We start from the raw sequence: 13,002 nt of genomic DNA on the forward strand, positions 1-13,002 counted from the left end.
TCTTTCTTCACCGGGCGACGGGGCCGACCCGTGGCTGTCGCCATGGGTCGGCCGACGTCACATGCCGCTACTTGCTGAGTTCGTAGAAGCGGAACATCGACGGGTCGAGGGCCTTGTCGGTCCCCTTGACGCCGGTGCGGACGATCGCGGTCTGCTTGCCCTGCCAGACCGGAATGATCGGCGCGTCCTCCGCCTCGGTCTTCTGGATGTCAGCGAGGGCCTGGTTGCGGGCGTTCGGGTCGGTCGAGCTCTCTTCCTTGGCCAGGTCGTCCTGGATCTGGGAGTTCTGGTAACCGGTGCCCAGGAACGGCTGCTTGGTCAGGAACGGCGCCAGGTCGTCATCGGGGTCGGGGAAGTCCGGGTACCAACCCATCATGTACGAGGCGTAGTTGTCGGCCTTCTCGTCCTTCTGGTACTGCGTCCACTCGGTGGTCTGGACGTTCACCTTGAACAGGCCGCTGGCTTCGAGCTGCCGCTTGATGGTCGTGGCCTCGTCGGCGGAGGCGGGACCGTAGTGGCTCGGGGTGTAGAAGTACTGGATCGTGACCGGGGTGCTGATGCCGGCGTCCTTCAGCAGCTTGGCGGCCTTGTCCTTGTCGGGCGCGCCGTACTTGTCCTTGAAGGCCGGGATCTGGCCCTGGAGGCCGTTGCCCACCATCGAGTACAGCGGCTCCACGGTGCCGTTGTACGCGCTCTTGGCGATCTCCTCGCGGTCGATGAGCTGGGCGATCGCCTGCCGAACGGGCTTTTGGTCCGCAGGCTTCACCTTGGCGTCGAAGACGATGTAGCGCTTCTCCGTGCCGGAGCCCTGCACGACCTGGACGCCGCTGGCGCCCTGCATCGACTTGACGTCGGTGGGCGAGAAGGTGCGGAACGCGACGTCGACGTCGCCGGCCTGGATGGCCTGCTTCAGCGGCGAGGAGTCGGAGAAGTACTGGATGACGAACTGCTGGTTCTGCAGCTTGTCCGGACCCTTGTAGTCCTTGTTCGCCACGAACTCGGCCGACTGCTTGGCGGAGTACTTCGCCAGCGTGTACGGGCCGGATCCGACCACCTTGGAGCCGTCGAGGAGCTTGTCCTTGGGGTAGACCTTGCTGTCCACGATCAGTCCGGCGTCGGTGGCCAGGACCATCGGGAAGGTGGCGTCCGGGTTCTTCAGATGGAAGATGACCTGGTCGTCGCCCTTGGTCTCGGTGTGGTCCAGGTTGGCCAGCAGACTTGACGGCCCGTTGGGTGCGGCGATGCCGACCATCCGGTCGAAGGAGAACTTCACGTCATTGGCGGTGAGCTTGTCACCGTTGGAGAAGACAAGCCCCGCCTGGAGTGTGCAGGAGTAGGTCTTCGGGTCGGTGAAGCCGCAGGACTTCGCGGCGTCAGGCTCCGGCTTGTTTCCGCCGGTTGGGAGGTGCATCACCTTCTGGAAGACGCTGTCGAGAACCTCCCAGGAGCCGTAGTCATACGCGCCCGCGGGATCGAGGGACGACACCGTTTCGGTGGTGCCGACCACGATCGCTTTGCTACCGGACGCTGATCCCTTGTCGCCTCCGCATGCGGATACACCGATGGCCAGGAAGGCAACGGTGGTGGCAGCGACGACACGCTTCGTACGTGACATCTCGTGAATCCCCTTGCTCAAACGCCGATCGGTTGATTCGGCATTGACCAGCAAGGACCCTAGTGGGAACGCTCGACTCCGCTAAGGCACAGTGCAGTTGAGGCGATATCACGCACTGATAACGGCATGCCGCGTCCCGATATCCGAACACTGGAGCGATCTACTCTCCGTGTGACCAATCAGGACACAAGGGCAGCGGGCGAGAGGGCGGGATCAGACGGCGCGCCGACTGTCGACTGGGCGGGAATGTGATAAGTATCACGGAACCAACGGGCCGGACAGGCACGGAATTTCGGCCACCACATTCGTCACGGAAAACAGTCGGCCGACCGCCCACAGTTTCCGCCGCGCGCCCCGCCGAATTACCAGGCGCGCGGAAGTTGCACGGTCAGTGCGCGGCCGTGACCAGAGAGCGCAGAAAAGCGAGGTCCACCTCTTCGAGCGACCCCACGATGGTGCGGCCGGGGCCCGGCGCGATCGGCACCAGCGACGGTACGGCGACCACTCGGCAGCCCGCCGCCTCACCGGAGGCGACACCGGTGGCGGTGTCCTCCACGACCACGCATCGGGCGGGGTCCGCACCCAGCCCGGCGGCGGCCAGCAGGTACGGATCGGGGTGCGGCTTGGTGTGTTCGACCTCGTCACCGGCGACCGACAGGGCGAAGTTCTCCGGGCCCAGGGAACGCAGCACGGTGTCGATGATGTGCCGGTGCGAGGCGGAGACCAGCGCGGTGGGCACCTCGTGGGCGGCTAGTTCGGTCAGCAGCCGCCGGGCACCGGGCATCAACGGCACGCCGTGGCTTATGAGTTCGGCGAACCGCTTGTTGATCAGTACGGACAGTTCGGAGAGCGTCAGCTGGACTCCGGTCACGTCGATCAGATGATTGACGCTGCGGGTCATCGGGCCGCCGATGACGATCTGGCGGTGCTCCTCCTCCAGGATGTGCCCGAGTTCGGCGAAGACCTCGGACTCCGCCTTCCACCAGAATCCCTCGGTGTCCACCAGGGTGCCGTCCATGTCGAGGAGCACCGCCTGGAGGGCGGAGCCCTCGGCGCGGGCCGTCGTGACGGCGGGGATGCTGCTGGTCATCCGGGTCGCACCTCCGTACGGGGAACAAGAGGCCGGTCGCCTTCGCGACCGGCCTCCACCGGACCGTCCATTCTACGACGCTCGCGGATCAAGCGCGCATCTCGCCGATGGCGATCCGTAAAACCCCAGGTGAGGAGCCGGGGCCCCGGCCGGTTCACCCCGCCGTCCCCGCCGTCGTGGTCACTCAGCGCCACGGCGGCAGGACATTGCGCCACCCGGCGCCGGGACGTCGGCCGGTCCCCGCCGCGACAGCGAGCACCCCCACGGCGCGGTCCGGCAGTGCCACACCCGCCGCAGCCCCGGGGCAGGGCACCGCGGAAGGCCCGGGGACCGGGGGCGGCCCGCCAGATGATCCCGGGGGCAGGGACGCGTGGGGCCGGGGGCCGCGCCCCCGGCCCCCTCCCCCCGCGCGCTCAGCGCGCGTTGAAGTACTTGGCCTCCGGATGATGGATCACGATCGCGTCCGTGGACTGTTCCGGATGGAGCTGGAACTCCTCCGAGAGCCGCACGCCGATCCGTTCCGGTTCGAGGAGTTCCGCGATCTTCGCCCGGTCCTCCAGGTCGGGGCAGGCCCCGTAGCCCAGGGAGAAGCGCGCCCCGCGGTACTTCAGGGCGAACATGTCCTCCACGTCGGCCGGGTCCTCCCCGGCGAACCCCAGCTCCGCCCGCACCCGGGCGTGCCAGTACTCGGCGAGCGCCTCCGCGAGCTGCACGGACAGCCCGTGCAGCTCCAGGTAGTCACGGTAGGAGTCGGTGGCGAACAGTTCGTTGGCCGCGTCGGAGACCCTGCTGCCGACGGTCACCACCTGCAGGCCCACGACGTCCGTCTCCCCGGACTCCCGCGACCGGAAGAAGTCCGCCAGGCACAGCCTGCGGCCCCGGCGCTGCCGCGGGAAGGTGAACCGCGTCCGCTCGCTGCCGTCCTCGTGCAGGATGATCAGGTCGTCGCCCTTGGAGACGCAAGGGAAGTATCCGTAGGTGACCGCGGCCTCCAGCAGCCCGTCGGTCTGCAACCGGTCCAGCAGGCCGCGCAGCCGCGGACGGCCCTCGGTCTCCACCAGCTCCTCGTAGCTGGGGCCACCGGCCCGGGACTGCTTGAGGCCCCACTGGCCCTTGAACAGCGCGCCCTCGTCCAGCCACGACGCGTAGTCCTTGAGCGCGATGCCCTTGACCACGCGGCTGCCCCAGAACGGCGGGGTGGGCACCGGGTTGTCGGTGGCCACGTCGGAGCGGATCTGACCGTAGTTGGCCTCGGGCTCGTCGATCTCGACGGTCCGCTGCGCAACCCGGCGCGGCTTCAGCTCCGGCAGCGTCGCCCCGGGCACCCCGCGCTTGACCGCGATCAGCGCGTCCATCAGCCGTAGTCCTTCGAACGCGTCGCGGGCGTACCGGACTTCGCCCTCGTAGATCTCGTGCAGGTCCTGTTCCACGTAGGCCCGGGTGAGCGCGGCGCCGCCGAGGATGACCGGGTAACTGGCCGCCAGGCCGCGCTGGTTGAGCTCCTGGAGGTTCTCCTTCATGATCACCGTGGACTTCACCAGCAGTCCCGACATGCCGATGACATCCGCCCGGTGCTCCTCGGCCGCCTCCAGGATCGCCGAAACCGGCTGCTTGATACCGAGGTTGACCACGGTGTAGCCGTTGTTGGACAGGATGATGTCGACCAGGTTCTTGCCGATGTCGTGCACATCGCCGCGCACCGTGGCGAGCACGATGGTGCCCTTGCCCTCGTCGTCGGTCTTCTCCATGTGCGGTTCGAGGTACGCGACCGCCGCCTTCATCACCTCGGCGGACTGGAGCACGAAGGGCAGCTGCATCTGGCCCGAGCCGAAGAGTTCGCCGACCACCTTCATGCCTGCCAGCAGCGTCTCGTTGACGATCTCCAGCGCGGGACGTGCCCCCAGCGCCTCGTCCAGATCGGCCTCAAGGCCGTTGCGCTCGCCGTCGATGATGCGCCGCTGCAGCCGCTCCTCCAGCGGCAGCGCCGCCAGTTCCTCGGCGCGGCCCGCCTTGACCGACTTGGTGTCGACGCCCTCGAACAGCTCCAGGAACCGCTGCAGCGGGTCGTACCCCTCACGCCGCCGGTCGTAGACCAGGTCGAGGGCGACCTCTCGCTGCTCCTCGGGGATCCGCGCGACCGGCAGGATCTTGGCGGCGTGCACGATGGCCGAGTCGAGCCCGGCTTCGACGCACTCGTTGAGGAAGACCGAGTTGAGCACCATCCGGGCGGGCGGGTTGAGGCCGAAGGAGACGTTCGACAGTCCCAGCGTGGTCTGGACCTCGGGGTGGCGCCGCTTGAGTTCGCGGATCGCCTCGATGGTCGCCACCGCGTCCTTGCGGGACTCCTCCTGGCCGGTGGCGATGGTGAAGGTCAGGCAGTCCACGATGATGTCGCACTCGCGCACCCCCCAGTTGCCGGTCAGATCGGCGATCAGCCGCTCGGCGACCGCCACCTTGTGCTCGGCGGTACGGGCCTGGCCCTGCTCGTCGATGGTGAGGGCGATCAGCGCGGCGCCGTGCTCCACCGCCAGCTTGGTGACCTTCTGGAACCGGGACTCGGGCCCGTCGCCGTCCTCGTAGTTGACGGAGTTGATCACCGCGCGCCCGCCGAGCAGCTCCAACCCGGCCTGGATGACGGCCGGTTCGGTGGAGTCGAGGACGATCGGCAGGGTGGAGGCGGTCGCCAGGCGGCCCGCGATCTCCCTCATGTCGGCGACGCCGTCCCGGCCCACGTAGTCGACGCACAGGTCCAACAGGTGCGCACCCTCGCGGATCTGCTCGCGCGCCATCTCCACACAGTCGTCCCAGCGGGCGTCCAGCATGGCCTCGCGGAACTTCTTGGAGCCGTTGGCGTTGGTGCGCTCGCCGATCGCCAGGTACGAGGTGTCCTGCCGGAACGGCACGCTCTGGTAGAGGGAGGCGGCGCCCGGCTCGGGACGCGGGCGGCGCCCGGTGATCTCCTGGCCGCGAACCCGCTCCACGAGCTGGCGCAGGTGCTCGGGTGTGGTGCCGCAGCAGCCGCCGACCAGCGACAGGCCGTACTCGCGGACGAACACCTCCTGGGCGTCGGCGAGTTCCTCGGGCGTCAGCGGGTAGTGCGCACCGTCCTTGCCGAGCACCGGAAGGCCCGCGTTGGGCATCGCGGAGACACCCACCCGGGCATACCGCGACAGATAGCGCAGGTGCTCGCTCATCTCGGCGGGCCCGGTGGCGCAGTTGAGCCCGATCATGTCGATGCCCAGCGGCTCCAGGGCGGTGAGCGCGGCGCCGATCTCGGAGCCGAGCAGCATGGTGCCGGTGGTCTCCACGGTGACCTGGCACAGCAGCGGCAGGTCGACGGCCGCGGCGCGCAGTGCCCGGCGGGCGCCGATGATCGACGCCTTGGTCTGCAGCAGGTCCTGGGTGGTCTCCACCAGGATGGCGTCCGCCCCGCCCGCGATCAGTCCCTCGACCTCGGTCTGGTAGGCGTCGCGCAGCGCGGTGTACGGGGCGTGTCCCAGGGTCGGCAGCTTGGTGCCGGGTCCGACGGAGCCGAGCACCCAGCGTGGGCGGTCGGGGGTGGCGAAGCCGTCGGCGACCTCGCGGGCCAACCGGGCACCGGCCTCGGACAGTTCGTGGATGCGGTGGGCGATGTCGTACTCGCCGAGCGCGGCGAGGTTGGCGCCGAAGGTGTTGGTCTCGACGCAGTCGACGCCCGCGGAGAAGTACGCCTCGTGCACCGAGCGGACGATGTCCGGGCGAGTGACGTTGAGTACCTCGTTGCACCCTTCGAGGCCCTCGAAGTCGTCCAGTGACGGGTCCTGGGCCTGGAGCATGGTCCCCATCGCGCCGTCGGCCACCACGACACGGGTGGCGAGCGCCCTGCGCAGGGCGTCGGCTCGGGACTGCTGGGCGGTCTGCTGGGACGGCGAGGCCATGGACATGCTCCCTGGGATGCGACGGCTGTCGGCTTTGCGTGCCCTGTACAGGGGCACGCACCCGGCCAGGGTAACCGTCGTCGGCTTGGGTTTCGCCAGGCGTTTCAAGGGGTGGACCGACTCAATCAAGCCACCTCGCCCGTGGATCGGCCACCGCACCGCACCGCCGAGGGATTCGGGCTACTACGATGGGTGGTCGGCATCGCCCAATGGTGTTCAGCATTGCCGACCCTGTGCTGACGCCCGGCAGAACGCAGACGGAGGTTGCCCGATGGCAGGAAGCATCCAGTCGGTTGAGCGCGCGGCTGCGGTCCTGCGCCTGCTCGCGGGAGGCGAGCGCCGACTGGGCCTGACCGATGTGGCCTCCGCCCTTGGCCTGGCCAAGGGCACCACGCACGGCATCCTGCGCACCCTCCAGCAGGAGGGGTTCGTCGAGCAGGACGACGCGTCGGGCAAGTACCAGCTGGGCGCGGAGCTGCTGCGGCTCGGCAACAGCTATCTGGACGTGCACGAACTCCGGGCCAGGGCGCTGGTGTGGACCGACGACCTGGCGCGGGCCAGCGGGGAGAGCGTCTACCTCGGCGTGCTGCACCAGCAGGGCGTGCTGATCGTGCACCACGTCTTCCGCCCGGACGACAGCCGCCAGGTGCTGGAGGTCGGCGCCATGCACCCGCTGCACAGCACGGCGCTGGGCAAGGTGCTGACCGCGTTCGACCCGGTCGCCCACCGGGAGGCCCTGGAGCTGGAGCGGGAGCGCTTCACGCCCCGCACGGTGACGGCGGCCGACGAGTTGGAGGGGGTGCTGGACCTCACCCGGGCCCGGGGGTGGGCCGCCGACCTGGAGGAGACGTGGGACGGCGTGGCGTCCGTGGCGGCCCCGGTGCACGACCGGCGGCGGATGCCGGTGGGCGCGGTGGGCATCACCGGCGCGGTGGAGCGGGTGTGCGAGGACGGGGAGATAAGGGCCCGTCTGGTGGCGGCGGTCCGGGACTGCGCGCGCGCCGTGTCGCGCGATCTGGGAGGCGGACGCTTTTAGGATCTGACCGCTTTCCCGGCACGAAGGACCAACCGGACCTTCGGCGCTTTTGGAGTCCTGGGTCACTCCTAGGTTACGAACCCTTGACGCGTTTCCTACGGAGGATAAAACTGCCGTTCGGCGGTCGACAATGTCGAACACCGGACGGGACCCGGTCCGCCACTTTGGACGAAGACAAAGGAGTCGCGATGTCCAGCGGCCACATCTTCATCGGCGAGACCATTGGCACCGCCGTTCTCATCCTGCTTGGCGGTGGCGTCTGCGCCGCCGTCACGCTCAAGAAGTCGAAAGCCAAGGACGCGGGCTGGCTCGCGATCACCTTCGGCTGGGGCTTCGCCGTACTGGCGGGCGCCTACATAGCCAACGGCTACTCCGGCGGACAGCTCAACCCGGCCGTCACGATAGGCATAGCCATCAAGACCGGCGACTGGAGCAAGGTGCCGGTGTACCTCGGCGGCCAGCTGCTCGGCGCGATGATCGGCGCGTTCCTGGTCTGGGTGACCTACCTCGGCCAGTTCACCGCCCACCTCACCGACCCCGAGGTGATCGCCGGACACGACGTCGACCCGGCCGGCCCGGTCACCAGGGACGGCGCCCGCAACCCCGGCGGCCCGGTGCTCGGCGTCTTCTCCACCGGCCCGGAGATCCGCAACCCGGTGCAGAACCTGCTCACCGAGATCATCGCCACCACTGTGCTGGTGCTGTTCATCCTCACCCAGGGCATGACCAACGGACTGGCCCTCAACGGCCTGGGCATCCTGCTCACCTCGCTCCTCGTCGTCGGCATCGGCCTGTCGCTCGGCGGCCCCACCGGCTACGCGATCAACCCGGTACGCGACCTCGGCCCGCGCATCGTCCACAGCCTGCTGCCGCTCCCCAACAAGGGCGGCTCGGACTGGGGCTACGCGTGGATCCCGGTGGCCGGACCGATCATCGGCGCCGTCCTCGCCGGCGGCATCTACCACCTCGCTTTCGCGTAGGCCGTCCGCTAAGCCATTCGTATGAACCAGCCGCGCACCGCCGCCGAGACCTCAGACCCCAGGAGCACCCACGTGACCGACAACCACACCGCCGGGCCGTTCATCGCCGCGATCGACCAGGGCACCACCTCCAGCCGCTGCATCGTCTTCGACCGGGACGGCCGGATCGTCTCCGTCGACCAGAAGGAGCACGAGCAGATCTTCCCCAAGCCGGGCTGGGTCGAGCACGACGCCGCCGAGATCTGGACCAACGTCCAGGAGGTCGTGGCGGGCGCGCTGTCCAAGGCCGGGATCACCAAGGAAGACGTCAAGGCGCTTGGTATCACCAACCAGCGCGAGACCACCGTGCTGTGGGACAAGAACACCGGTGAGCCGGTGCACAACGCCCTGGTCTGGCAGGACACCCGAACCGACGCCCTGTGCAAGGAACTCGGCCGCAACGTCGGCCAGGACCGGTTCCGCCGGGAGACCGGTCTTCCGCTGGCGAGCTACTTCGCCGGCCCGAAGATCCGCTGGGTGCTCGACAACGTCGAGGGCCTGCGGGAGCGCGCGGAGGCGGGCGAGATCCTCTTCGGCACCATGGACAGCTGGGTGATCTGGAACCTCACCGGTGGCCCCAACGGCGGTGTGCATGTCACCGACGTCACCAACGCGTCCCGCACCCTGCTGATGAACCTCCAGACCCTGGACTGGGACCAGCGGATCCTGACCTCCATGGAGATCCCGGCCGCCGTGCTGCCGCAGATCCGCTCCTCCGCCGAGGTCTACGGCCACGCCAAGGGCGCTCTGGAAGGCGTCCCGGTCGCCTCCGCGCTCGGCGACCAGCAGGCCGCGCTGTTCGGCCAGACCTGCTTCTCCAAGGGTGAGGCCAAGTCCACCTACGGCACCGGCACCTTCCTGCTGCTCAACACCGGTGAGACCCCGGTCAACTCGTACAACGGCCTGCTGACGACGGTCGGTTACCGCATCGGCGACCAGGCGCCGGTCTACGCGCTGGAGGGTTCCATCGCGGTCACCGGCTCCCTGGTGCAGTGGATGCGCGACCAGATGGGCCTGATCAAGAGCGCCGCGGAGATCGAGACGCTGGCCAGCTCGGTGGAGGACAACGGCGGCGCGTACTTCGTCCCCGCCTTCTCCGGACTGTTCGCGCCGTACTGGCGCTCCGACGCACGCGGTGTCATCGCGGGCCTGACCCGCTACGTCACCAAGGCGCACATCGCCCGCGCGGTGCTGGAGGCCACCGCCTGGCAGACCCGCGAGATCGTCGACGCGATGAACAAGGACTCCGGCGTCGAGCTGACCGCCCTCAAGGTCGACGGCGGTATGACCTCCAACAACCTGCTGATGCAGACCATCGCCGACGTGCTGGACGCCCCCGTCGTCCGCCCGATGGTCGCCGAGACCACCTGCCTCGGCGCCGCCTACGCGGCCGGGCTGGCGGTCGGCTTCTGGCGGGACACCGATGAGCTGCGCGCCAACTGGCGCCGCGCGGCCGAATGGACCCCCCGTATGGACGCGGCCACCCGTGACCGCGAGTACAAGAGCTGGCTCAAGGCCGTCGAGCGGACCATGGGCTGGATCGAAGAGGAGCACTGAGACACATGAGCACCCTGCAGAGCGTCCCCACCCTCGGGACGCATCCGGCCAACGGCCGCAACCCCAGCCGCAGCGAGACCCGGGACCTGCTAAGCCACGCCACGTACGACCTACTGGTCATCGGCGGCGGGATCCTCGGCACCTCAGTGGCCTGGCACGCGGCCCAGGCCGGGCTGCGGGTCGCCATGGTGGACGCCGGCGACTTCGCCGGCGCCACCTCCTCCGCGTCCTCCAAGCTGGTCCACGGCGGTCTGCGCTACCTGCAGACCGGCGCGGTCAAGCTGGTCGCGGAGAACCACCACGAGCGCCGGGTGCTGGCCAAGGACGTGGCCCCGCACCTGGTCAACCCGCTCACCTTCTACCTGCCGGTCTACAAGGGCGGACCGGTCGGCGCGGCGAAGCTGGGCGCGGGTGTGTTCGCCTACTCGGCGCTGTCCGCCTTCGGCGACGGCGTCGGCAAGGTCATATCGCCGGCCAAGGCGCAGGCCGCCAACCCGGCGCTGCGCACCGACAACCTCAAGGCCGTGGCGGTCTACTACGACCACCAGATGAACGACTCGCGGGTGGCCGTCATGACGGTCCGCGCGGCAGCGGAGTCCGGCGCCGTGGTGCTCAACCACGCCGAGGTGACCGGTCTGCGCTTCGCCCAGGGCAGGGTGTCCGGCGCCGAGCTGAAGGACCGGCTGGACGGCACCGAGTTCGGCGTCAACGCCCGGGTGGTGCTCAACGCCACCGGCCCCTGGGTGGACCACCTGCGGGCCATGGAGGACAAGGGCGCCGCCCCGTCCATCCGGCTGTCCAAGGGCGCGCACATCGTGTTGAAGCGCAACTCGCCGTGGCGGGCGGCGATGGCCACCCCGATCGACAAGTACCGCATCACCTTCGCTCTCCCGTGGGAGGACCAGCTGCTGCTGGGCACCACCGACGAGGCGTACGAGGGTGACCCGGCGGAGGTGAGGGCCACCGAGTCCGACATCCACCAGATCCTGGACGAGGCCGCGTTCTCCATCCGCGACGCCGACCTGGACCGCTCGCTGATGACCTACGCCTTCGCGGGCCTGCGGGTGCTGCCCGGTGGTCCTGGGGACGTGTCGCAGGCCAAGCGCGAGACGGTGGTCACCGAGGGCAAGGGCGGCATGCTGTCCGTCGCGGGCGGCAAGTGGACCACCTACCGGCACATCGGCCGCACGGTGATGGACAAGCTCGCCAAGCTGCCGGGCAGCCCGCTCACCGAGGACATGCAGCCGGTGGGCGACCTGGTGCGCCGGGTGCCGCTGCCGGGTGTGGCCAACCCGAACGCGGTGGCGCACCGACTGCTGGTCGACCGGGAGCCCGGCACCCGCCTGGACCCGCTGACGGCACGCCACCTCGCCACGCACTACGGCGCGTTGTCGTTCGACATCGCCCGACTGGCCAACGAGGACCCGTCGTTGGCCGAGCGGATCCACCCGGACGGCCCGGAGATCTGGGCGCAGGTGGTGTACGCCCGCGACAACGAGTGGGCTGAGACGGTGGACGACGTGCTCCGTCGCCGCACCACCTTGACCATCCGCGGCCTGGACACCGACGAGGTGCGGGCCAAGGTGGAGGAGCTGCTGGCGAAGCGCGGCTGACGCGTTTCACCGCGAGGGCCCGGGAGCTTGCTCCCGGGCCCTCGCTTGTTCCGGCTGGAGGTCCGGGGGGCACCCCCGGAAGTGACACAGTCCGGCAGACTGCTGCGATGGACGTCTACGAATCACTTGTCGACGTGGTCGGCAACACCCCGCTGGTACGGCTGAACCGGATCGCCTCGGGCCTCGCCGCCCCCGTCTACGCGAAGTTGGAGTACGTCAACCCGGGCGGCAGCGTCAAGGACCGCATCGCGCTGGCCATGGTGCGGGCCGCGGAGGACGCCGGACAGCTGCGGCCGGGCGGCACCATCGTGGAGGCCACCTCGGGCAACACCGGGGTGGGGCTGGCCATGGTGGCGGCGCAGCGCGGCTACCGCTGTGTGTTCACCCTGCCGGAGAAGAGCAGCGCCGAGAAGGTGGCGGTGCTGCGCGCCTACGGTGCCGAGGTGGTGGTCTGCCCCGGCGACGTGCCCCGTGAGCACCCCGACCACCCGAGGTCGGCGGCGGAGCGGATCGCGCGCACGACTCCCGGCGCATGGCTGGCCGACCAGTACAACAACCCCGCCAATCCCCGCGCGCACCGCGGCAGTACCGGCCCGGAGCTGTGGCGGCAGACCGACGGGCGGATCACGCACCTGGTGGCGGGCGTGGGCACCGGCGGCACGATCAGCGGCACCGGCGGCTACCTCAAGGAGGTCAGCGGCGGGCGGGTACGGGTGATCGGCGCCGACCCGGAGGCCTCCGTCTACTCCGGCGGGCCCGGCACCGCGTACGCGGTGGAGAGCATCGGCCTGTTCCGTCACCCGGAGACGGTTGACGACTCCTGGCCGGAGTCGTTCGACACCGATGTGGTGGACCGGTTCGAGCGGATCGGCGACCGTGAGTCGCTGCTGACCGCTCGCCGACTGGCCCGCGAGGAGGGGCTGTTGGTGGGCGGTTCGGCCGGTACCGCGGTGGCCGCCGCGCTCCGGGTCGCCGCCGGGCTCGGCTCCGAGGACCTGGTGGTCGTGGTGCTGCCTGACTCCGGCCGCAACTACCTGAGCAAGGTGTACGACGACGAGTGGCTGCGGGAGCAGATCGGTGACACCCCGGCTACCGCCACCGTGGGCGGGGCATAATAAGCCGATACATCGGAGGTCTGGGACGAGGAGGTCGCTG

General features: G+C 69.4%; 8 protein-coding genes. 5 read left to right on the plus strand and 3 right to left on the minus strand.

What is annotated here, in order from left to right; translation table 11 throughout:
* Window positions 1-67 precede the first annotated feature (67 nt).
* The 3 genes from P3G67_RS07215 to metH form a co-directional block, all read right to left on the minus strand.
* Window positions 68-1,615 (minus strand): ABC transporter substrate-binding protein, encoded by a 1,548-nt coding sequence (locus P3G67_RS07215; protein ID WP_276092690.1) that lies wholly within the window; start codon window positions 1,613-1,615, stop codon window positions 68-70.
* Between the two features lie 388 nt (window positions 1,616-2,003).
* A complete protein-coding gene (locus P3G67_RS07220) occupies window positions 2,004-2,705 on the minus strand; it encodes an HAD family hydrolase (RefSeq protein WP_276092691.1) in 702 nt (233 codons plus the stop codon).
* 413 nt (window positions 2,706-3,118) lie between these two features.
* Complete coding sequence (gene metH / locus P3G67_RS07225) at window positions 3,119-6,622, minus strand: methionine synthase (protein ID WP_276092692.1); 3,504 nt, start codon at window positions 6,620-6,622, stop codon at window positions 3,119-3,121.
* Window positions 6,623-6,893: 271 nt separating this feature from the next.
* On the opposite strand from metH, the gene P3G67_RS07230 reads away from it, so the two are divergent.
* From P3G67_RS07230 to P3G67_RS07250, 5 genes are all read left to right on the plus strand, one after another.
* Entirely contained in the window at window positions 6,894-7,658 is a 765-nt protein-coding gene (locus tag P3G67_RS07230; protein ID WP_269855042.1) for an IclR family transcriptional regulator, read from the plus strand.
* A gap of 188 nt (window positions 7,659-7,846) precedes the next feature.
* Window positions 7,847-8,638 carry an MIP/aquaporin family protein gene (locus P3G67_RS07235; RefSeq protein WP_276092693.1) on the plus strand — a complete coding sequence of 264 codons (792 nt, stop codon included), beginning with the start codon at window positions 7,847-7,849 and terminating at the stop codon, window positions 8,636-8,638.
* Between the two features lie 72 nt (window positions 8,639-8,710).
* Window positions 8,711-10,234: a glycerol kinase GlpK gene (gene glpK / locus P3G67_RS07240; RefSeq protein ID WP_269855044.1), complete on the plus strand. Its 1,524-nt coding sequence runs from the start codon at window positions 8,711-8,713 to the stop codon at window positions 10,232-10,234.
* 5 nt (window positions 10,235-10,239) lie between these two features.
* The gene (locus P3G67_RS07245; RefSeq protein WP_276092694.1) at window positions 10,240-11,847 is read left to right on the plus strand and encodes a glycerol-3-phosphate dehydrogenase/oxidase; all 1,608 of its coding nucleotides are present in this window, start codon (window positions 10,240-10,242) and stop codon (window positions 11,845-11,847) included.
* A gap of 107 nt (window positions 11,848-11,954) precedes the next feature.
* The gene (locus P3G67_RS07250; RefSeq protein WP_313879702.1) at window positions 11,955-12,962 is read left to right on the plus strand and encodes a PLP-dependent cysteine synthase family protein; all 1,008 of its coding nucleotides are present in this window, start codon (window positions 11,955-11,957) and stop codon (window positions 12,960-12,962) included.
* The last annotated feature ends 40 nt before the right edge of the window (window positions 12,963-13,002 follow it).

It is taken from the genome of Streptomyces silvisoli (genome assembly GCF_029269905.1).
In the GTDB taxonomy this organism is placed as follows: Bacteria; Actinomycetota; Actinomycetes; order Streptomycetales; family Streptomycetaceae; genus Streptantibioticus_A; species Streptantibioticus_A silvisoli_A.